At 67.9% G+C, this 21,024-nt stretch carries 20 protein-coding genes; 11 read left to right on the forward strand and 9 right to left on the reverse strand.

Annotation, left to right across the window (positions count from 1 at the left end):
* Positions 1-43 precede the first annotated feature (43 nt).
* On the forward strand, positions 44-544 hold the full coding sequence (locus tag GOPIP_RS01285) for an acyl-CoA thioesterase (protein ID WP_006367683.1): 501 nt from the start codon (positions 44-46) through the stop codon (positions 542-544).
* 15 nt (positions 545-559) lie between these two features.
* On the opposite strand, the gene GOPIP_RS01290 is transcribed toward GOPIP_RS01285, so the two are convergent.
* Both GOPIP_RS01290 and GOPIP_RS01295 read right to left on the reverse strand, forming a co-directional pair.
* Positions 560-1,000, reverse strand: a complete 441-nt coding sequence (locus tag GOPIP_RS01290) for an Rv0313 family protein (RefSeq protein WP_006367684.1) — start codon at positions 998-1,000, stop codon at positions 560-562.
* A gap of 113 nt (positions 1,001-1,113) precedes the next feature.
* Complete coding sequence (locus GOPIP_RS01295) at positions 1,114-1,602, reverse strand: MarR family winged helix-turn-helix transcriptional regulator (protein ID WP_014360646.1); 489 nt, start codon at positions 1,600-1,602, stop codon at positions 1,114-1,116.
* 22 nt (positions 1,603-1,624) lie between these two features.
* Here GOPIP_RS01295 and GOPIP_RS01300 point away from each other — a divergent pair, with 22 nt between their 5' ends.
* Entirely contained in the window at positions 1,625-2,893 is a 1,269-nt protein-coding gene (locus GOPIP_RS01300; protein ID WP_006367686.1) for a multidrug effflux MFS transporter, read from the forward strand.
* A gap of 8 nt (positions 2,894-2,901) precedes the next feature.
* On the opposite strand, the gene GOPIP_RS01305 is transcribed toward GOPIP_RS01300, so the two are convergent.
* Together GOPIP_RS01305 and GOPIP_RS01310 are read right to left on the reverse strand one after the other, a co-directional pair.
* A complete protein-coding gene (locus GOPIP_RS01305) occupies positions 2,902-3,555 on the reverse strand; it encodes a response regulator (RefSeq protein ID WP_006367687.1) in 654 nt (217 codons plus the stop codon).
* A 34-nt stretch (positions 3,556-3,589) separates the two neighbouring features.
* The gene (locus GOPIP_RS01310) at positions 3,590-4,792 is read right to left on the reverse strand and encodes a sensor histidine kinase (RefSeq protein WP_006367688.1); all 1,203 of its coding nucleotides are present in this window, start codon (positions 4,790-4,792) and stop codon (positions 3,590-3,592) included.
* A gap of 124 nt (positions 4,793-4,916) precedes the next feature.
* Here GOPIP_RS01310 and GOPIP_RS01315 point away from each other — a divergent pair, with 124 nt between their 5' ends.
* The 4 genes from GOPIP_RS01315 to GOPIP_RS01330 all read left to right on the forward strand — a co-directional run bounded on the left by GOPIP_RS01315 (position 4,917) and on the right by GOPIP_RS01330 (position 9,373).
* On the forward strand, positions 4,917-5,837 hold the full coding sequence (locus tag GOPIP_RS01315) for an ABC transporter ATP-binding protein (RefSeq protein WP_035726820.1): 921 nt from the start codon (positions 4,917-4,919) through the stop codon (positions 5,835-5,837).
* Positions 5,837-6,637, forward strand: coding sequence for an ABC transporter permease (locus tag GOPIP_RS01320; RefSeq protein ID WP_006367690.1), 801 nt, complete (start codon positions 5,837-5,839; stop codon positions 6,635-6,637). The genes GOPIP_RS01315 and GOPIP_RS01320 overlap by 1 nt, the downstream gene beginning before the upstream one ends.
* A gap of 137 nt (positions 6,638-6,774) precedes the next feature.
* A complete protein-coding gene (locus tag GOPIP_RS01325) occupies positions 6,775-8,220 on the forward strand; it encodes a S1C family serine protease (protein WP_006367691.1) in 1,446 nt (481 codons plus the stop codon).
* A 64-nt stretch (positions 8,221-8,284) separates the two neighbouring features.
* Positions 8,285-9,373 (forward strand): hypothetical protein, encoded by a 1,089-nt coding sequence (locus GOPIP_RS01330; RefSeq protein ID WP_231386640.1) that lies wholly within the window; start codon positions 8,285-8,287, stop codon positions 9,371-9,373.
* Here the strand turns inward: GOPIP_RS01330 and GOPIP_RS01335 are convergent.
* The gene (locus GOPIP_RS01335) at positions 9,295-9,927 is read right to left on the reverse strand and encodes a TetR/AcrR family transcriptional regulator (protein ID WP_006367693.1); all 633 of its coding nucleotides are present in this window, start codon (positions 9,925-9,927) and stop codon (positions 9,295-9,297) included. The two genes, GOPIP_RS01330 and GOPIP_RS01335, sit on opposite strands and share 79 nt — an antisense overlap.
* A 128-nt stretch (positions 9,928-10,055) precedes the next feature.
* On the opposite strand from GOPIP_RS01335, the gene GOPIP_RS01340 reads away from it, so the two are divergent.
* On the forward strand, positions 10,056-11,153 hold the full coding sequence (locus GOPIP_RS01340) for an oxygenase MpaB family protein (RefSeq protein WP_006367694.1): 1,098 nt from the start codon (positions 10,056-10,058) through the stop codon (positions 11,151-11,153).
* Here the strand turns inward: GOPIP_RS01340 and GOPIP_RS01345 are convergent.
* From GOPIP_RS01345 to GOPIP_RS01355, 3 genes are all read right to left on the reverse strand, one after another.
* Positions 11,117-12,262: an acyl-CoA dehydrogenase family protein gene (locus GOPIP_RS01345; protein ID WP_006367695.1), complete on the reverse strand. Its 1,146-nt coding sequence runs from the start codon at positions 12,260-12,262 to the stop codon at positions 11,117-11,119. The two genes, GOPIP_RS01340 and GOPIP_RS01345, sit on opposite strands and share 37 nt — an antisense overlap.
* A gap of 20 nt (positions 12,263-12,282) precedes the next feature.
* Positions 12,283-13,524, reverse strand: a complete 1,242-nt coding sequence (locus GOPIP_RS01350; RefSeq protein WP_006367696.1) for an acyl-CoA dehydrogenase family protein — start codon at positions 13,522-13,524, stop codon at positions 12,283-12,285.
* Between the two features lie 115 nt (positions 13,525-13,639).
* Positions 13,640-14,617, reverse strand: coding sequence for an AraC family transcriptional regulator (locus tag GOPIP_RS01355; RefSeq protein WP_006367697.1), 978 nt, complete (start codon positions 14,615-14,617; stop codon positions 13,640-13,642).
* 214 nt (positions 14,618-14,831) lie between these two features.
* On the opposite strand from GOPIP_RS01355, the gene GOPIP_RS01360 reads away from it, so the two are divergent.
* The 4 genes from GOPIP_RS01360 to GOPIP_RS01375 are packed head-to-tail and all read left to right on the forward strand — an operon-like array spanning position 14,832 to position 18,886.
* Positions 14,832-16,106 carry a cytochrome P450 gene (locus tag GOPIP_RS01360; RefSeq protein ID WP_006367698.1) on the forward strand — a complete coding sequence of 425 codons (1,275 nt, stop codon included), beginning with the start codon at positions 14,832-14,834 and terminating at the stop codon, positions 16,104-16,106.
* A gap of 5 nt (positions 16,107-16,111) precedes the next feature.
* Positions 16,112-17,176: a 2Fe-2S iron-sulfur cluster-binding protein gene (locus GOPIP_RS01365; RefSeq protein ID WP_006367699.1), complete on the forward strand. Its 1,065-nt coding sequence runs from the start codon at positions 16,112-16,114 to the stop codon at positions 17,174-17,176.
* A 28-nt stretch (positions 17,177-17,204) separates the two neighbouring features.
* Positions 17,205-17,561 carry an HNH endonuclease gene (locus GOPIP_RS01370; RefSeq protein WP_006367700.1) on the forward strand — a complete coding sequence of 119 codons (357 nt, stop codon included), beginning with the start codon at positions 17,205-17,207 and terminating at the stop codon, positions 17,559-17,561.
* Positions 17,558-18,886 (forward strand): diacylglycerol/lipid kinase family protein, encoded by a 1,329-nt coding sequence (locus GOPIP_RS01375; RefSeq protein WP_006367701.1) that lies wholly within the window; start codon positions 17,558-17,560, stop codon positions 18,884-18,886. The genes GOPIP_RS01370 and GOPIP_RS01375 overlap by 4 nt, the downstream gene beginning before the upstream one ends.
* Before the next feature lie 153 nt (positions 18,887-19,039).
* On the opposite strand, the gene GOPIP_RS01380 is transcribed toward GOPIP_RS01375, so the two are convergent.
* Entirely contained in the window at positions 19,040-20,683 is a 1,644-nt protein-coding gene (locus GOPIP_RS01380) for an HNH endonuclease signature motif containing protein (RefSeq protein WP_006367702.1), read from the reverse strand.
* Between the last annotated feature and the right edge of the window lie 341 nt (positions 20,684-21,024).

The raw sequence follows: 21,024 nt of genomic DNA on the forward strand, positions 1-21,024 counted from the left end.
CATCGCACCGTGAGCGCCGGCCCCGATCGCGAGGAGCGCCCCGATGACCCCGCCCGCGCAGGTGCCGTCGCCGCCCGACGCGCACATCCATCCGGGAACCGACCGGTCGACGCTGTACATGTCGCTGCTGATGACGCCCGACCTCGCGAACTTCGCCGGAAACGTCCACGGCGGTGCTTTGCTCAAACTGCTCGATCAGGTCGCCTATGCGTGTGCGAGCCGGTATTCGCGCCACTACGCGGTCACCCTGTCGGTGGACCGCGTCATCTTTCGGGAGCCGATCCGGGTCGGTGAACTGCTGATCCTGTCGGCGTCCATCAACTACACCGGTCGGACGTCGATGGAGGTCGGCATCCGGGTCGAGACCGAGTCGATCCAGACCGGCGAGCGCCGGCACACCAACAGCTGCTATTTCACGATGGTCGCGATGGACGACGACGGTCGTCCGTGCGCGGTGCCGCAGCTGGTGCCGGAGAACGACGTGCAGCGCCGACGTTTCACCGAGGCGCAGCAACGACGCGAGGCGCTGCGCTCGGCCAAGTGAGTCGCCCGGTGCGGGTCAGCTGTCGGCGGACTCCCCGGCCGCACCGCCGCGATCCTCGTCCTCGCTGCCACTGTTGTCGGCGGCGATCGCCGAACCGCCGAGCGCGCTGACCGCGATGCCGTAGGGCAAGAATCGCACCCGGCGTCGCGGGTCGGTGTTGTGCTGATTGGCGCGCAGGGCGTCGATCTCGGTGGCGAATACCTGTTCCACTCGCGCATCGCCCCGATCGTCGACGTCGAACACCGCCCAGACGCCCGCACCGACCTCACCCGCCGTGGGCGGTTCCGGCTTGGTGCGGCGGCCAGAGGTGGCGTCGACGAACGTCGAGAACACACTCGACGCCGCCGGCTCGGAGACGAAGCGCCCGAAAACCTGGCGCAAACCGTCGGCGGCCTCCCGGGCGAAGCGATCGAAGTCCTCGGGATCGAATCCGAAGTTCTCGTTGTGACCAGCCATCGTTGGGCCTTCCGTCGTGGCCTGTCGTCGGCGTCAGGCGCTGTGGTCTCCAGTGTGGCGAGCGGGTCCCGACTTCGCCACCGCGATCGGTTCGATGACCGCGATGAATTCGATCACCGCGCCCGCGGCAATCCCTCGTCGAGTGCGCAGAGCACCTCGAGGGTGGTCCGCAGCCGGTCGAGCTCGATCGGCTGCGCACCGGCCGACGTCTCCGCCTCCAGGGCCGCGGACATCGTGTGTGCCCAGAACTCGTGGAGTCGGGCGATGCTGTCGAGGGCGAGGTCGGTCGGATACAGCCGCACCGAGCGGGCATCGCCGGGATCGGGTTCCCGGACGATCATCGCCTTGTCCTCGAGGGAGCGCATGGCGACGCTGAAGTTGCTGCGCTGCAACCTTGTTGCGGTGGCACCCTGAGCCGGGGTGCCGCCGGGGTGACGGTGCACCCACCGCATCACCGCGGCCTCGCTGCCGTTGAGAGGCACCACGCCGGACGGACCGTGCGGTCCGCGGGGCTCGACCTCGCGTGCCACTCGCAGCACCACGTCGGCGATCTCGACGAGGAGTGCTGCTCGTGACCTCGGTGTGCGTTCGACAGGCGGCATATGGGTATGTTCCCATAACCATATGACGTCGTCGACACCACCCGGGATCGCAGCCGAACACAGCGGCATCACCCAACCCGACCTCACCCACCCCGGTGTCGCCCGACCGGTCCTGCTCGTCCTGGCCCTGCTGTCGGCGGTGGCTCCGTTCGCCACCGACCTGTATCTGCCGGCCTTCCCGGAGATGACCGGCGATCTGGGCACCGGGGCGACCGCAATCCAGTTGACGCTCACCTCCTTCCTGATCGGTATCACCGCCGGCCAGCTCGCCTTCGGTCCACTCTCGGATCGATTCGGCCGTCGGGGTCCACTGCTGGCCGGGGCACTGCTGTGTGTGGCCTCCGGCGTGCTCGCCGCGCTCGCCCCCACGGTCGGTGTGCTCGTCGCCGCCCGGTTCCTGCAGGGATTCGGTGGTGCTGCGGGCATGGTGATCGGCCGCGCGATCATCTCCGACCTCGCGACCGGACGCGCAGCCGCCCGGGCGTTCTCGCTGATGATGATCGTCGGCGGAGTGGCGCCGGTGCTCGCGCCGCTGCTCGGCGGGTTCCTCGTCGATCCGATCGGGTGGCGCGGAATCCTCGGTGTGGTCCTCGCGATCTCGGTCGTCATGCTCGTCTCGATTGCCTGCGTCATCACCGAGACCCTGCCCCGAGATCGCCGGCTCGTACGCCGCCGCGCCGACCACCCGGGATCGACCCGCGAGCTGCGCCGGCTCGGATTCCTGGGCTACAGCGGCACTTTTGCGTTCTCCTTCGCGGTGATGATGGCCTACATCTCGGCGTCGCCGTTCGTCTATCAGGACATGATGGGGCTCTCCAGCGGCGTGTACGGGCTGGCGTTCGGGGTCAACGCGGCGGGCCTGATGGCCGTCAGCGCCCTGGCCGCGCGTCTGGTCGCCACCCGCGCGGTACGCGGGCTCGTCGCCGTCGGGATCAGCGTGATGTCCACCGCCACCATCGGTTTCGCGCTGCTGGTGGTGACCGGCGCACCGCCGGCCTGGCTGGCGGTGCCATTGTTCGTGATGGTCTCGAGTCTGGGCCTGGTCTTCGGCAACGCCACCGCCCTGGCCATGTCGTCCGTCGGCACCAACGCCGGCGCCGCATCGGCGGTACTGGGCGCCCTGCAGTTCGGGCTCGGTGCGCTGGTGTCGCCCTTGGTGAGCGTCGCCGGACCGGACACCGCCGGCCCCCTGGCGATCGTCATGCTGGTCTGCGCGGCGATCGCGGTGTGCGCGTTCCTCGCCGCCGGCGCAGCGGCCGAGCCGCCGCACATGGTCGAACAGACTGTGTGAGAAGGGGTTCAGACCAGACCCGCGTCGTGGACGGCGATCGCCACCTGCACACGATTGGCCGCGCCGAGTTTACTGAAGATGTGCGAGATGTGCGCCTTGACGGTGGCCACACTCATGTAGAGCTCGGTTCCGATCTCGGCATTCGACGCTCCCTTGGCCAACGCGATCGCCACCTCGCGTTCCCGCTCGGTCAGTCGCGCGATGCCCTCGCGGGCCACGACCGACCCCGACCGCTGCCCGGAGTCGACGACCTGTTTGATCAGCGCCGCGGTCACCGATGGACTCAGCGCGGGCTGTCCCTCGAGGACATTGCCGATGGCCGCCACGATCTCCTGCGGTGGTGTGTCCTTCAACAGGAATCCGTCGGCACCGACCGCCAGTGCCCGCACCACGTAGTCGTCGGCGTCGAAGGTCGTCAGCACGATGACCGCGGGGGCCGGCTCGGCAGCCTTCAGGGCGGTGGTGGCCGCGATCCCGTCCATCACCGGCATCCGCAGATCCATCAACACCAGATCGACCGGGTCGCTGCGGTGCGCGTCGAGCGCCGCGCTGCCGTTGGCCGCCTCCGCGGCTATCGACAAGCCCGGTTCGCCGCCGAGCAGCAACTTCAGTCCCGACCGCACCAACGGGTCGTCGTCGACGATCATCACCCGTGCGACCACCGGCCACCTCCTCGTGTCTCCGTCACCCTGATCATCATGTTCTCGGGTCGTCTCTGGTCGGGTCGTCTCTGGTCGTCACGGCCGGCGGCAGCCAGACGTGCAGGATGAACATCCCGTCGTCGGTGCGGGTCGTCGAGTACCGTCCACCGCTCAACTCCACACGTTCGCCCAACCCGATCAGCCCCAGACCCGACGGCGGCAGCGTCGGTGACCGGTCGCCGATCGGCAGCGGATTGGCCACCAGCAGGTCGATCCCGCCCGAGCGTCCGGGTTCGACGCGCACGGTCACCGCCGACGCCGGTGCGTGCTTGCGTGCGTTGGTCAAACCCTCCTGCAGACAGCGATACAGGGTCCGTGCGGTGGTGGCCGCGACCGTCTGCAGGTCGTCGGTGCGCACATAGCTGACGCGCATACCCGCCGCGCGGCTCTGCTCGACGAGGTCGTCCACGTCGTCGCGGCCGGCCTGCGGCTGTTCCGGGTCGGCATCACCGGGGCCCTCGCGCAGCACCCCGAGTACCTCGCGTAATTCGGTGAGGGCCAGTCGCGAGTTCTCCTCGATCGTCGACGCGGTGTCGTGCACCTGCTCCGGCGTCAGATCGGCACGGTAGGCCAACGCCCCGGCATACATGCTCACCGTCGAGATACGGTGCGCCAGAACGTCATGCATCTCCCGCGCGATCCGCGCCCGCTCGACCGATCGGGCCTGGGCGACCTTCGCCTGCTGCTCCTGCTCGGCCAGCATGGCCCGCGAGCGCCAACTCGCGAGCAGTTCGCGCCGCGACCCGATGTACATACCCCACGCCACCAGTACCGCGGTGATCGCGACGATGAACGAGTATCGCACCAACGGTGACTCACTCGGATCGGGTCGATAGACGAACTCGTCTGCGACCGCGCTACACGCGATTCCCAGCACGATCTGCGGCGCGATCTCACGCCACCGCCGTCGAGTGGACAACGAGACCAGCGCCAACGCCCCGGCTCCCGAGGAACTGACCGACACCATTGCGGCCAGGTTGGTCAACGTACACACCAGAACCGGATGGGTTCGGCGCCACCAGGTCGCGACGAAGCACATCACACCGAGGGCCAGATCGAGGGTCAGCCACCAGATCACATGAGCGCCCACATGATCGGTGCGTCCGATCATCGCCACCGCGGAGATCGCCAGCATCAGCAGCAGACGCCACGTATGGCTCCACCAATTCAGCGGCGGCTGATAATCCTCGGGACGCACCCCCTCACCGTAGTGGGGGTGATCCCCCAGCCGCCTGCACCCGACGGCCAGGCAGTATCAGACTTTCGTCGTAGATCGGGTCCATCCTCGCGCCCGATGTGCACACCCGCCCGGTGCGGCAACGATGATCTCCATGATCACAGTGGAGAACCTCAGCAAACGCTACGGCGAGTACGTCGCCGTCGACAACGTGTCCTTCGCGTGCCGCCCGGGGCAGGTGACCGGCTTCCTCGGACCGAACGGGGCGGGCAAGTCCACCACCATGCGGGTGATGACCGGACTGACCCCGGCGACGTCGGGCTCGGTGACGATCGACGGGCAGGCCTATCGCGACATCCCCAATCCCGCCACCGAGGTCGGCGTACTCCTCGACGCGTCCGCACAGCACGCCGGACGCACCGGCGAGGAGATCCTGCGCCTGACCGCGATGACCATCGGGGTGCCCCGCACCCGGGTCGATGAGATGCTCGAACTGGTCAGCCTGACACCGCAGGAAGCCGGCCGGCGGGTCCGCAACTATTCCCTCGGTATGCGGCAGCGACTCGGAATCGCCAACGCGCTCATGGGCGATCCGCGGGTGTTGATCCTCGACGAACCCGCCAACGGCCTCGACCCGGCGGGCATCCACTGGATGCGCAGCCTGCTGCGCGGCTACGCCGATCGTGGCGGCACCGTGTTGCTGTCCTCGCATCTGCTGCACGAGATCGAGATCGTCGCCGACGACCTCGTCGTCATCGGCAACGGACGCATCGTCGCGCAGGGCACCAAGGCCGAGTTGCTCGCAGGCACCGGAACCACGGTGCGCTCGCTCGACGACCTGGCCCTTGCCGACGCGCTCGACGCCTCGGGCATCAGCGCGCAGCCGCAGTCCGGCGGCGGACTGTCCACCGACGCCGCCCCCGAGGAGGTGGGGCGGGTCGCCGCGGCGAACGCCATCGTGCTCACGGAGTTGCGCGCCGGCGACGGCGCCAAACTCGAGGAGATGTTCCTCGAACTGACCGCCTCCACCCAACGCGAACAACCGATGACCGCAGGAGCATTCTGATGACCACCCTCACCGTTGCCCCGGCCGCGTCCGCGCCCACGCGCACCGCCGGCATTCCGATGACCCGCCTGGGCCGGGTCGAACTCCGCAAACTCGTCGACACCCGCGCCGGATTCTGGTTGGCCGCATCCATCGGCGTGCTGTCGGTGGTCGTCGTGGTGGCGATGCTGATCGCCAACCGCAACAGTCTGACCAACCTCACCTTCGGCCAGTTCTTCGGCATGATGAACATCCCGCTGGGCATCATCCTGCCGGTGATGGCAATCCTGTTGGTCACCGGTGAATGGAGTCAGCGCTCGGCGTTGACGACGTTCACGATGGAACCGCGTCGCGAACGGATCATCGTCGCGAAACTACTGACCGCACTGATCGCCTCGGTGATCGCCGTCGGCCTCGCCCTCGCGCTCGGGGCGGTGGGCAACGTGATCGCCGGTCTCGCCTTCGCCGATCCGGCCGGAGCATGGTCGTTCACCGCTGCGGGACTGGTGAACTCCTTTGTGCTGCAACTGTTCGGGCTGCTCCTCGGATTCGGCTTCGCCGCGCTCATCCTGAACACTCCCGGCGCGATCGTCGCCTACTTCGTGCTGCCGACCGCGCTGACCCTCGTCAGCCAGCTGGTGCCGTGGTTCCACGACCATCTCGGAGCCTGGGTCGACACCGGAATGACCAACGCGCCCTTCCAATCCGAGCAGTGGGCGAGCGGTGGCGAATGGGCCAAGCTCGTCGTCTCCGGAATCGTGTGGATCGGTATCCCGCTGTTCTTCGGCGTGCTGCGCATCCTGCGCGGTGAGGTGAAGTAGCCGCAGCGGCCGCCACATCGGTACATCGGGACGTCGAGGCGCCCACCGACAACGGTGGGCGCCTCGACAGTGAATTGACAGCCAATTCCACACAATCCTCTCGGATTGCTCTCAGTGACCTTGGGCAACGTGGTCTGGTGACCACAGATCGCCATCCCGACAACCACGTTCCGGGCGAGAGCACCCCAGAGACGCCCACCGCGCCGGTGAGCCCGCCACCGCATGTGCCCGCCGGCGCAACCCACCCGTACGGCCAGCCCGCCGGAGGGTGGGGCCCGACCCCCGGCTACACCCCACCTCCGTCCGGCCCGTACGCGACCGGAGGATACGAGCCTTCTGGGCACCACCCGGGTGGCCACTACCCCACCGGCCCCTCCACCACCGGCCCCTCCACCACCACGCCGATACCCGCCGGAGCCACCGCACGTCGGTCGTCGATGAAACCGATCATCGCGACGGCGGTCATCGCGGGATTGCTCGGCGGCGCAGTCGCTCTCGGCGGAAGCGCGCTCGTCGATCACAGCACCGCGGCGGCACCCCAACTCGCCACCCCGGCCGCGACCACAGCCGCCCCCGCCCAGCCGGGTTCCATCACTTATGCCGCGCAGGCGGCGTCGAAGTTCACCGCCGACATCGAGGTCGCCGGCAGCCAGGGCACCGCGGTCGGCAGTGGCATCGTGCTCTCCCCCGACGGCTACATCCTGACCAACAACCACGTGATCGCCGGAGCTGGTGGCACCTCGGCGATCCAGGTCACCACCGCCGACCAGAAGACCTACCAGGCCTCGGTCGTGGGTACCTCACCGTCCTACGACCTGGCGGTGATCAAACTGCAGAACGCGTCCGGGTTGACCCCGGCAACACTCGGCAATTCGGACGGCCTGCAGGTCGGGCAGCAGGTCGTCGCGGTCGGCAGCCCGGAGAATCTGTCCAACACGGTGACCTCCGGCATCATCAGCAATCTCTCGCGCACCGTGACCGCAGGCGATGAGCAGGGTTCGCAGGTCGCGGTCTACAACGGACTCCAGACCGATACGCCGATCAATCCCGGCAACTCCGGTGGGCCGCTGGTCAATCTGTCCGGCCAGGTGATCGGGGTGAACTCGGCGGTCGACACCGGCCAGGCATCCCAGGGCGGCGTCCAGGCCTTCGGTCTGGGTTTCGCCATCCCCATCAACACGGCTCGGCGCGTCGCCAACGAGTTGCTTGCCGACGGCCACGCGACCAAGCCCGTGCTGGGGGTGACCGGTTCGCTGGCCGAAACCAACGCCGCCGACGTCGAGGGCGCCCAGGTGACCGCGGTGAGCGGGGACGGTGCGGCAGCGGCCGCCGGCATCAAATCCGGTGACGTCATCACCAAGGTGGGCGATCAACGTGTGACCAGCTACGCCGACCTGATGGCCCAGATCCTCACCCACGAACCCGGCTCGACGGTACCCATCACCGTGTCCAGCGGCGGCCAGGAACACACGGTCACCGTGAAACTCGGCAGTGCCGTGGACAATGCGCAGACCACGGTGCCCAGCAACGGCAACGGAAACGGTGGCACCGGCGGCGGCACGGGAGGCCTGCCCTTCCCCTGATCCCCACATCCGATTCGACGGCCTGCCGTGCACCCCGGTGGGTCCGGGTGATCAGATGGTCGGCATGAACTCCAGCGCCACCGGGGACTCGCTGTCCACCGAGATCGCCGCTCTGGCCACCGACGCGGCGCGCTTGGCCGAGCAGTTGGCCGCCGTCTCGGAACCCGATGACGCACTGCGGTTCCAACTCGCCGACGACGCGATACGCCGTGCTCGTCTGGATCTCACCTACGCCGACGCCGCGCTCTCCGACGCCGCGCTCGCCGACTCCTCGCCCGCCCGCTCCAGTGATCGCCGGGAGACCGTCCGACTCGTCGTCACCGCCACCCGAGCGCTGTTGCGGCGCACCGCGAACGAGGTGGCGCGAGCGCTGCGCGCCCGACCGCACGCGGTGCTGATCCGCGTGGTCATCACCCTCGCGATCAGCCTGTCGTTGGTGGTCGTCTATCGATCGGTGGGATGGGCGACCTACGAGAAGGCCGGGTCGCTGACCCTGTATGTCTTCGGTGGCGTCGTCGGGAGTGTGGTGTGCACCAACGCCTTGTGCTTCGACGCCGCACGGGTGTGGACCGACATCCGGGCCGGCGAACGTCTGTGGCGAATCCTGGTCGCCAAGAACCTGATGATCCTGATAGGGGTCGCGATAGCGGCCGTACCCATCCTCGCCTACCTCGCCGTCACCACCGATCTCGACCTCGCGGCGATGATCGACCAGTTCGTCGTCATGGTGCTCGTCTGGCTCGGTGTGGGCAACGTGCTCTCCGTGGTCGCGCCGCTGCGACACGAATCGCTCTCGGCGCGGCTTCGCGACGGGACGTGGCGTCCGTATCTGGTGTCGTTCGGCATCTCCTACGTCGTCGGGCTCACGGTGAATCTGATGATCTATTGGCGCCTGTGGGCACGCCAGCTGGCGTCGGAATCGCTGACCGCCCCGTCCTGGACACTGCAGTTGTTGCTGCTGGCCAGCGGTGCGCTGCTGTGGATTTCGTTGACCGTGATCGCGGTGTCGGTGGCCGGCCTCGCACCGGTGCGTGTGATGCTGCTGCGCGAGGTGCTCGCGACCCCCACCACCGATCAGGTACGGGCGGGTGCCGATCGCAGGACGAAGGCGGTCGCCGCGTCGACGACGACGTCGAGATCCGACCCCAGATGACCGCCCAGCCACTGCCGTGCCAGCTCGGCCATCGCGCCGGCGAACATCACCGCCCCGACCTGATCGGCCCTCGGACGTGACGTCCGATCCTGGTGGAGGCGAACGGTTTCGGCCAGGACCGACGACATGAGGAGTTCCTCGGTCGCCACGCGACGGGCGGCGAGCACCGGGTTGGCGCGGGCATGGGTGAACAGGATCGCGCCGCGCCGTGGATCGTCGCCGGCATGACCGAGCACGGCGCGGATACCCGCCGCGGTGCGCGATCGCACCGATCGGCCGGCGCACTCGATCGCCGCGGCGACCACACCCGCGAGGTCGGCGGCAACCTCGTCGTAGAGCTCGCCGAGTAACTCGTCGACGTCGGCGAAACTCTCGTAGAAGTAGCGGGAGTTGAGGCCGCTCGCGCGGCACAGCGCCCGCACCGACAGCGCCGACGGGTCGTGACCGAGCAGGTCGGTACCCAGCAGGTCGTAGGCCGCGGCGATCAGCAGCGCCCGTCGTTCGGTACGCCGATCGCTCAACGAGACCCCGGCCCATCGGGTCGTGTTCGACATCGTCTCACCGTACGGCGCGTGGCGAGATCACGAAAGGTCTGGTCACAGGTGTGACCAGACCGTAGTCTGGGCACATGCGTGGCCAGAAATTGTCCGGTCGCGCACCACCACGAGCGCAGGGAGAGACGATGAAGACTCCGTCCGCGATCAGGCTGCCCCGCAGCGGCCTGGGATCACTGCCGCTGCCGACCCTGCCGTTGCCGACCCTGCCGCACCAGTGGGTCGGCGACTGGCTCACCGGCTTCTTCGACGCGAACATCCGCGCAAAGTTCTTCCGGGGCATGGAGTTCGAGGAGCCGGCCGGCGATCCGGGATGGTTCGGTCCGGACAGCGCCACCTGGTATGTCCACTCGCACACGCCTGCCCTCGTCTTCGGGTTGCAGTGCGCGTCTTATCTGGAGCGCCTCGACCCGAGCATCTACTGGATGGGGATGCACCACTCCCGGCTGGTGGAACGCTCCGACGACCCGGCCGCACTGCCCCGGATCGATCCCGAGGGTGCATCCGTTCGCTTGGGACACTCGGTCGCCTTCTTCATCGGTACCGCCTACGGCAGCACCGAGACCGCCGAACGACTGGCGCGCACGGTCCGCGCCATGCATCACACGATCAAGGGCACTCGTCCCGACGGCGCCACCTACGACGCCGACGATCCCGAGTGGTTGCGCTGGAATTACGCCACCGTGGTGTGGGGATTGGCGACGGCACACGAGATCTACCATCCGCGGCCGCTGCGCGGTGCCGACCTCGATCGCTATTACGGCGAGTTCATCCGGGTCGGTCATGCGCTCGGGGGCACCGACCTCCCGACCACCAAGGCCGAGACCCTCGAGTGCCTGCGGTCGTATCTGCCGCGCCTGGCGGTGACCTACGGGGCGGCGATGGCGACCGGCACCAACGTGCCCAATCCCGCTGCGGCTGCGGTCGACTGGGCGATTCGCGACACCCTACCCCGGTGGGCGGCGCAACTGGTCATGTATTCCCCACCCCATCCCGTCGAGCGCCGCGCCCGGCGCAGCGCGGTGTGGTCACTGCTCAATGCCGCCCACGCCGGCATCGGCGAGCTTCCGGAGTTCACCGCGGCCCGCCGCCGGGTGGCCGGCGGGACGAGCGCCGCCCACACCGAGCCGACACATGTGCCCGGCACCGACCCGGTGCTGGGTCGGGCCGAGATCGAGGCCGAGTTCGCTCAGACCCGGGCGAGTTTCTCGACCCTCGCCAGATGAGCGTCGGCCGAACCGAATTCGTACTCGATGACGGTCAGTCGCCGGAAGTAGTGTCCGATCGCGAGTTCCTCGGTCATGCCCATCCCGCCGTGCAGCTGCACCGAGTTCTGGCCGATGAATCGTGCGGCCCGGCTGATCGTGGCCTTGGCCGCCGACACCGCCGCAGCCCGCTCGGCGGGTTCGGCGTCGAGCGACAGGATCGCCAGATACTGTGCGGCAACCGCCTGTTCGAGTTCGATGTACATGTCGACCATGCGGTGCGCCAATGCCTGGAAGCCGGCGAGCGGGCGCCCGAACTGCTGACGCTGGGTGGTGTAGGCAACGGTGTCGGCGAGCACCTTGCGCATCAACCCGACCGCTTCGGAGACCACCGCGGCGGTGGCGGTGTCCCATGCGCGTTCGAGTAGCGCGAGCGCGTCGGCACCGCGGGCGATCAATGCGTCGCCGCCCACCTGCACGCCGTCGAGGGTGAGGTCCGCGGCACGGCGGTCGTCGACGGTGCGGAACTCGTGCTGGGTCAGCCCGGCCGGCGTCGCGTCGCCGAGCGGGATAAGGAACAGGCCGATGCCGTCGCGGTCGTCGTCGCTGCCGGCGATCCGCGCGGTGAGGATCAGCTGGTCGGCGATCGGGGCGGTGGTGACAACGGCCTTGGCGCCGTGGAGAACCCAGCCGCCGTCGGACTCCTCGGCGCGGGTGGTCACGTGGTGCAGCCGTCCGCCCGAGGTGTCCTCGAGTGCGGCGGTGGCCACGAGGGTCTCGCCCGCGGTCACCGACCGCGCGACCTCGAGTGCGCCGTCGTGTCCGGTACGCGCGAGCAGGCCGGCGCCGAGGACCACCGTGTCGACGAACGGTTCGACGACGAGGGCGCGGCCGAGCGCCTCGGTGACGACCATCAGCTCCTCGGGGCCGCCGTCGTCACCGCCGACCGTCGAGGGCAGGCAGGCACCGATGACGCCGAGTTCGTCGGCAAAGGCGCGCCAGATCTGTGGTTGCCATCCGTCACCGACCTTGGCGACCTTGCGGCTCTCGGTGAGGTCGTAGCGGGAATCGAGAAAGCGGGTGAGCCCGTCGGCGAGCAGTTGCTGTTCGGCGGTGAGATCGAAATCCATGGTGGGTGAAACCTTTCCGGTCAGTACTGGGGCAGGCCCAGGGCGGCCTTGGCGAGGATGTTGCGCTGGATCTCGTTGCTGCCCGCGTAGATCGAGCCGGCGCGGTCGTTGAGGTAGAGCAGCGGCGCCACCGCCTGCCACGCCTGCCCGCTGACGTATCCGTCGGCCGGCGGCACGAAGTCGGCGATCGGCCCGCCCGGTGCGGCGGCGTGCGGCTGATATGCCCGTCCGCGGGGGCCCGCCGCCTCCACGCCGAGGGTGGTGATCTGCTGGCTCAGCTCGGTCGAGAGGATCTTGAGCATCGACGAGATCGCGCCCGGGTTGCGTCCGGCACTCATCTCCGCGAGCGCGCGATATTCGAGCACCTCGAGAACCTTTGCGCGCGTGCGGAGATCGGCGAGCTTGGCGGCGAACGCCGGCTCATCGGCCAGCGGCACCCCCGACGGCCCGGTGACCGTCGACGCGTGATCGGTGAGGTTTTCCACCATCACCTGTAGTGCCGGCGCGGCCGCGCCACCACCGCGCTCGAACACCAGCAGATACTTCGCGACCGTCCAGCCGTCGTCGATCGCGCCGAGGACGTTCTTCTTGGGCACCCGCACCTCGTCGAAGAACACCTGCGCCTGCACCTGCTCACCCGAGGCCATCACCAGCGGCTGCACCTCGATGCCCGGGGAGGTCATGTCGATCAGCAGGAAGGTGATGCCCTCCTGTTTCTTGCCGGTGCGTGAGGTACGGACCAGGCAGAACATCCAATTGGCCTCGGCGGCATGGGTTGTCCAGATCTTGCTGCCGGTGCACACCAGATCGTCTCCGTCGGAGACCGCCGACATCGACAGCGACGCGAGGTCGCTGCCGGATTCCGGTTCGGAGTAGCCCTGACAGAAGAAGACGTCGCCGGTGAGGATGCCGGGCAGGTAGAACGCCTTCTGCTCGGGGGTGCCGAAGGCGATGATCGCGTGGGCGACCATGCGGATTCCCATGGGGGACAGCGCGGGCGCACCGGCCAACACCGATTCGCGGCTGAAGATGTAGTGCTGGGTCAGCGACCAGTCGCAGCCGCCGTGCTCGACCGGCCACGCCGGCGCGGCCCATCCACGCTTGTGCAGGATCGCCTGCCATTCCATCGACGCCTCGTGATCGGTGTACACGCTGGTGCGCAGTCGACCGGCGGCGCGCAGCTCCGGGGTCAGTTCGGCGTCGAGGAACTCACGCACCTCGTCGCGAAAGGCGATGTCGTCATCCGACCAGGTCATGTCCATCGGTGTGCACCTCTGTCTGTATCAAATATATGATCTGCTTCAATGTACGACACAGGTCACTGTATCCACACATCGGGGGCTCGCCGATCGTTCCGCAATGGCCGTCGGCGCGCGGTCACCTGCGCAGCACTTCCGACGGCCGATCCCCGTACCGCCGACGATAGGCCGCGGCGAAGCGGCTCGCGCTGCTGAAGCCCCACCGCGCCGCGATGTCCGAGATCGTGCCCGCTCCGCTCTCGATGTCGTTGTGCGCGTGCGCCAATCGGATGTCACGCAAGGCCGCGGTCGGCGTCGCGCCGACGTATTCGGCGAAGGCCTCCTGCAGACGACGCACGCTGGTCTGCGCGAGCGCTGCCATCTCGGCGAGTGTCCACGGTCGCGCCGGGTCGGTGTGCAGGGCGTCGAGGACCCGTTTGACGGTGCGCGGTCGCAGTGGATGTGCCGCGTCGACGGGATCGGGCGCCACCGTGAGCAGGAACGCCGCGGTCACCGCGCCCGCCAGTTGCGGCCCGACCAGTGGATTGGCGAGCAGGTCGACGGGTTCGCGATGTTGGGCGGACAACGCCGCGACGAGGTCGAGCCACGATCGCCCGGCGTCGGTCGCGACGTCGATCTGGTCGGGCAGGACGAGGCGTCGGCGTACGGCACCGACGTGGATGCGGTCGGCTTCGCGTTCGAGGTGATCGGCATCGAACTTGACGCCGATCACGTCGCAGTCAGCGGTCCACCGGGTGATCTGCGACTCGCGGTCGGCGACGAAGACCGTCGCTCGTCCGGGGGTCGAGACCACCTCACGCGTTTCGTGTCGGGAGTGCAGTCGTCCCGACATCGGGATGTTGACCTCGTAGGCCCCCGGATAGGCGCAGGTGATCGCGACGTCGGTACCCCAGGTCAGTCGACCGATCGTCACGCCGCCGAGTTCGACGGTCCGCAGTGACAGCGCGACGTCTCCGGTGCCGTCGAGGTCGGTGAGTTCGTGCGGGAAGTACGCATCGGCGACGGCACGGTGCGCGGCGTCCCAGTCCCGGGTCTCCCCATCCGGTGCCCCGTGCCCGGTTGACGAGTGCCCGGTGGACGTGTGTTCGGTGAACATTCGGGTGGCGGTTCTTTCGTCGGCCCGGCCGGCGGGCTGCGCCGGCCTGGATCTTGTCTACCTCACATCGGCCACCTGATGCGATATCGATCACAACCTGATCGCGCATTCGGTGTCTCCCCCGCGCAATCGGTGTCGAGGCCGCTCCCGATCGGCCCTACCGTCTCGGGCCAGAGCAGTTCCGATTGCCTGCCACCGACCAGAGGAGTACGCCATGACGACCACCGACACACCCACCATCGAGTCGACCACCATCGGGTCGACCACCCCGTCTGACCGCGTTCCGGCACCGAGCTGGATCGACGAGATCACCATCACCGAGCTCGAGCGCAACCCGTACCCGGTGTACGAGCGGCTACGTGCCGAGCGCCCGTTGGCCTACATCCCCGTCCTCGGCTCGTACGTCGCCACCACGACCGACATCTGCCGGGAGATCGCCACCAGCGAGCACTTCGAGGCGATCATCACCAAGGCCGGCGGGCGGACCTTCGGGCACCCCGCGGTCATCGGCGTCAACGGGGAAATCCACGACGACCTGCGGTCGATGGTCGATCCGGCATTGCAGCCGCAAGAGGTCGATCGGTGGATCGATGATCTGGTCCGGCCGATCGCACGCCGGTTCCTCGAGACGTTCGAGGACGACGGCCACGCCGAACTCGTCGCCCAGTACTGCGAACCGGTCAGTGTGCGGGCGCTCGGCGACCTCCTCGGACTGCGCGAGGTCGGCTCGGACACACTGCGCGAGTGGTTCCACAAGCTGTCCCGGTCGTTCACCAATGCCGGCGTCGACGAGAACGGCGAGTTCACCAACCCCGAAGGCTTCGACGAGGGTGATGAGGCCAAGGCCGAGATCCGCGCGATCGTCGACCCGATGATCGACCGCTGGATCACCCACCCCGACGACAGCGCCATCTCCCACTGGTTGCACGACGGCATGCCCGACGGGCAGACCCGCGACCGCGACTACATCTACCCGACCCTGTTCGTCTACCTGCTCGGCGCCATGCAGGAGCCCGGTCACGCGATGGCCTCCACGCTGGTCGGATTGTTCACCCGACCGGATCAGATGGAGCAGGTCATCGACGAACCCGGACTGATCCCCCGGGCCATCTCCGAGGGGATGCGCTGGACTTCGCCGATCTGGTCGGCCACCGCGCGCATCAGCACCGCCGACGTCGAGGTCGCCGGGGTGGCGCTGCCCGCGGGCACCGTCGTGCTCATGTCCTACGGCTCGGCCAACCACGACACCGCTGTGTACACCGCACCCTCGGAGTACGACATCACCCGTCCACCGTTGCCGCACTTGGCTTTCGGGGCCGGTAATCATGCGTGTGCGGGGATCTATTTCGCCAATCAGGTGTGCCGGATCGGTCTGGAGGAACTCTTCGAATCGATTCCGAACCTGGAGCGCGACACCGATTCCGACGTCGAGTTCTGGGGCTGGGGGTTCCGCGGACCGACCTCGCTGCACGTCACGTGGGAGGCGTGAGGGCGATGGCTGTTTCCGATACGACCGGCTCGCAAGCCCATCGCGTCGACGTCGTGGGTGCCGCGTCGGCGAGCGTGACCTGCGCTGAAGACCAGCCACTGCTCGACGCCTTCCTGCGTAACGGCGTCTATCTGCCCAATTCGTGCAATCAGGGGACGTGCGGAACATGCAAGGTGCGCTTGTGTTCGGGCACCGTCGATGCTCCCGAGGTCCCGGAGACGGTGCTCGGCGCCGACGATCAGGCGCGTGGATTCGTCCTGGCGTGTCAGTCGCGTCCGCGCTCGGACACCACGATCGAGGTGGAAGCGCCCGAACAGACCGGCCCTCGGCACCGACTGCGCGATGTGGTCGGGACCGTACACGGCATCGAGACCGTGGCCCACGACACGGTCACCGTGCTCGTGGATATCGATGAGCCACTGGACTTCTCGGCGGGTCAGTACATGGAGATCGCGGTTCCGGGCACCGGCGAGTGGCGTCAGTACTCGATGGCCAATCCACCGGCGTCGGCGAGCAGGCTGGAGTTCCAGATCCGCCGGGTCCCCGGTGGTGTGGCGACCGACGGCTGGATCTTCGGCGGTCTCGATGTCGGCCACGAACTCGAGATGCGCGGTCCGTGGGGTGACTTCGCCTACGAGCCCGGTGCCGACGAGCCCGAGACGCCGATGCTGTTGCTCGCGGGCGGCACCGGACTGGCACCTCTGACATCGATTGCGGTGCAGGCCCTCACCGACGATCCCGACCGCGAGATCCATCTATACCACGGGGTCCGCCACGAGGCCGACCTCTACCATCAGCAGTTCTGGCGGGAGGTCGCCGAGCGCCACCGCGGGCTCACCTATGTCCCGTGTCTGAGCCGATCCGAGTGGGACGGGCGTACCGGCTACGTGGGTGACGCAGTGCTCGACGACTTCGCATCGCTGCGCGGGTACGTCGCCTACCTGTGTGGCCCGCCGGCGATGGTGGACGCCGGGGTGAAGGCGTGCAAACGCCGACGCATGCCCGCGCGCAACATCCGGCGCGAGAAGTACACCCCGAGCGGTCTCGTGCCGGCCGGCCTCAGCGCATGAGACCCGGTGATGGCCTACCCTGATCGTCGTGCCCGCCAACCGCACCCGTGCCCGCCGCTACGCGAAACGTCGTCGGCGCAGAATGGACGCGGTCACCCATGACCTCACCCCCGAGCAGTGGGAGCAGTTGGTCTCACTGTGGGGTGGATGCGCCTACTGCGAGGCTGATGGCGTTGCGCTACAGAAGGATTGCGTTCTCGCCATTTCCCGGGGCGGCCGGTACACCGCCGGTAATGTGGTGCCGAGTTGCCGGTCGTGCAACGCGGGTAAGTGCAATACCGAGGTCACCTCGTGGATGCGCCGTAAACGTCTCGACGAGAAGCGTTTTCTGATGCGCTACGCCGAGATCTGCGCTCTGATCACCTCCGACCCCGACTCCCCGTGAGCCGTCAGCGACGGATCAGTGCCGTCGTCGCGTTGCTGGCCGCGGCCGGACTCCTGGTGGCGATCCTGGTGTTCCTGGTCAACAGCGGTCTGCATTTCGTGCTCGGCGTGGCGGGTCTGGCCGTCGCAGCCCTCGGCGCATGGTGGGCGATCACCGAACGCGGGGTCCGACGCGGCGTCGGTATCGGTGTCGGGGTGCTCGGGGTCGCAGCGCTCGTCAGTGCGTTGGTGCTGGCCGTCGTTGATTCCGGCGCTTTTGTCGTGCACCTGTTCGTCGCCGTCGCGCTCGGGGTGATCGCCGTCGTCTCGGCCCGTTACGCCCTGACGCCGCATCTGCACGAGCTGGATCTGATGCACGCGCCGTGGCGGCCCCGGCATCCGGTTCTGATCTGCAACCCGAAATCCGGTGGCGGCAAGGTCGATCGGTTCGAACTCGTCGAGGCAGCACACCGGATCGGTGTCGAGACCGTCGTCCTGGGACCCGACGACGACCTCGAACAACTCGCACGCGACGCGGTGGCACGCGGCGCGGACTGTCTGGGGATGGCCGGCGGTGACGGTTCGCAGGCGCTCGTCGCCGCCATCGCGATCGAGCACGACCTGCCGTTCGTCTGCGTCAGCGCGGGCACCCGCAACCATTTCGCCCTGGATCTCGGGCTCGATCGGTCCGACCCGCGGCGAAACGTGCGAGCCTTCACCGACGGCGTGATCCGCCGCGTCGATTACGCCACCGTCAACGGACGTCTGTTCGTCAACAACGTCTCGCTCGGCGTGTACGCAACGATCGTGCAGCAGGACTCCTACCGCGACGACAAGACACAAACCACCGCGGCGCTGCTGCCCGAACTCCTCGGCAACACCGCAGAACCCTTCGACCTGCAATTCACCTCGGCCGACGGCACCGCGGTGGACGGCGCGTTCCTGATCCTGGTATCCAACAACCCGTACTCCGGCGCGCTTCTCGATGCCGGTGAACGACGACGGATGGATACCGGCCTCCTCGGCGTCGTCGCCCTGTCGCCGCGGACCGGCGCCGAAGCGGCCACACTGGTCGCCCTGTCGGCCGTCGGTCTGCGCAAGACCAGCCCGCACTGGCACGAGTTCACCACCCCGACCTTCGAGGTCTCCTCGGCTGGCGGTACCGCCTATGCGGGCGTCGACGGAGAAGCCCTCGAACTCACCACGCCGCTGCGATTCCGCAGCCACCACAAGGGTTTACGTCTACTCGTGCCCTCCGACAATCCGCTCGCCGAATCCCGCCGCCGCGCCCGCGACGTCAGTGTCCGGGCGCTCGTGCAGATCGCGGCGGGACGGCCGCCCGGCTGATCACCTGTCGAGGACCTCGCCCCCGATGACGCCCTTCTTACCCTCGATGGTCGAGGTATCCTTTGTCTGGTGGTCGAGGTGCGACGAGCGCCAGCGAGGAGCCTCGAGACCCGTTGAGCCACAGCTGGTTCCACCCCACAGCAAAAGCGACCGTCACCGCGGATAGGTGACAATCACCTGCCCACTCCGTCGGCTCCGCCACTCCACCCGCCGATCCAGAAAGAGCGTCGGCACCCACTCGGCGAGATGTTTGCGTTGATGATCGGCCCGACACAGCGGGATCAGATCACCGAGCACCGTCCACCCTCCGGCCTCGGGGTCGGTGTGGTTGAACGGCCGCCAATGATCGAGGTCGCACAGGTGTGAGGGCATGCCGCAGTAGGGGTATCGGCACCAGGAGTCGTTGGCCAGCACCTCAGCGCGCAAGGTGGCGCTGGGTGCATAGGTCAATGCCCCAGGTGGTGGCACGGTGTGACCGCCGTGTCCAGTGGGGTCGGCCGGCGGTGCCTGTGCGCGGTCGGAGATCTGCGGGATCAACGGTCCAGCCGTGCGCACGGATTCGGGATAATGGATGGTCTTCGCGACCTCGGACAGGGTGGCCGCGTAGTCGGGGTCGATCGGCCCGTACCCCTGCAACCGGGGCACGAGAATCCCGTCAGGGTCCTTCAACACCGTCAACACAGGTGCGCCGGGCACCACCAAAGCCCGCCCGAACGCCACCGGAACCTCATCCGGCCTCGGCTCATCCATGGGGTCGGGGATCTCGGGTTCGACGACCAGCTCCACCACATCGACCACCTCCTGCGCAGCGCGGGGCTCCGGCGCGTCGGAAGGTTCGACATCCTCGACTTCAGGCGCATCCGCGTCAGCGGGTTCGGGGAGCAAGTTGTCCCACGCTGCCGCATCGGCAGCGTCGGCGGGTGTTTCGGCCGACCCGTTGCTGTCGGTGCCGCCACCTCGTTTTGGGCAATCATCTTGTCCGCATTCGCAGGTGAGGTGCGCCCCCGGGACGCCGGCGATCTCCCCGAGTGCGATCACCCGCAGCGACCCCACGCGGCGGGGGTCCTTACGGCAGGTCCGTTCATCGATGAGCGCGTTGATCTGTGTTGTGAGAAACACCCCATAATGCGCGGGAACGACCGCGTCCAGAGCGGAGTGCCCGGCAACGTCTGGGGTGATGGTCACGTGTCCCACCAGATCGGTGAGGGTGTGACGGTCCTCGATGACACTGTCGGGGTTCATCGAAATGAGTGCGGCGTCGAGCTGTTGCGACAGCACCGGGTCGGTGGTGGCGCGGGACCCGTAATCCAGGACGATCTCTTCGAACGACATCTCAGACTCGTCACCGGCGTCGTTGCTGTCGCTGTCGGTGTCGGTGTCCACGTCGATGTCCCCGCCACGCTGGGCGGCGCGCGCCATGATCGAGGCCCGGTTGGTGGACAGTTCCCCGTTCAGATAGGCGGCGCGGATGAGGGGGAACTTCTCCAACAGATCCGCCAGAGCAATCCAGCTGCCGGCCTTACTGCGGGAGACCTTGAACTGCAGAGACACTTCGGCGCGTGCGAGTTTGTCGGCGTGCTCGATCACCGAGCCCCACACCTCGACCTCGGACTGGCCCGCCAAACGCTCGCGATACACCCGCTCCGCCAGCGCGGCGGCAGCAAGCACCGTCCGGGCTTCGTATTTGCGGGACTCGCGTAGCAGGTCCGGGCCGGTCTCGGTGAGCTCATCGCGCGACATGGCTGTGATCGCGGCGGCGTCGGCATCCGGGTCGGTGAACGTCAACACACTCGACATCCGAACAACCTCCCCTCCCGCGATCGGACGTGATGAGAACAAGTGTACGAAGGGGTACCGACAAAACCGGCCCGGCGATCGCGCGGCTCGGGAAATCTGTGGACAACTTTTTCGGGCGCTTCGACTGGGCGCTCTATTGCGTCGACTGGGCGTTAAACTTCGTCGACCGGGCGCTCGATTACGTCGGGTGGGTAGTGGATGTGGTTGCGATACTTGTCATCTCACCAGGGTCTCGAGGCTCGCCGCACGCGGCTCGCACCTCGACCATCGGGGGGAAGGGCGAGCGTCCGATGACGGGAGCGCTCGACCATTTGGGGAAGGGCGAGCGTCCGATGACGGGA

This window comes from Gordonia polyisoprenivorans NBRC 16320 = JCM 10675 (assembly GCF_000241325.1).
GTDB lineage: Bacteria > Actinomycetota > Actinomycetes > Mycobacteriales > Mycobacteriaceae > Gordonia > Gordonia polyisoprenivorans.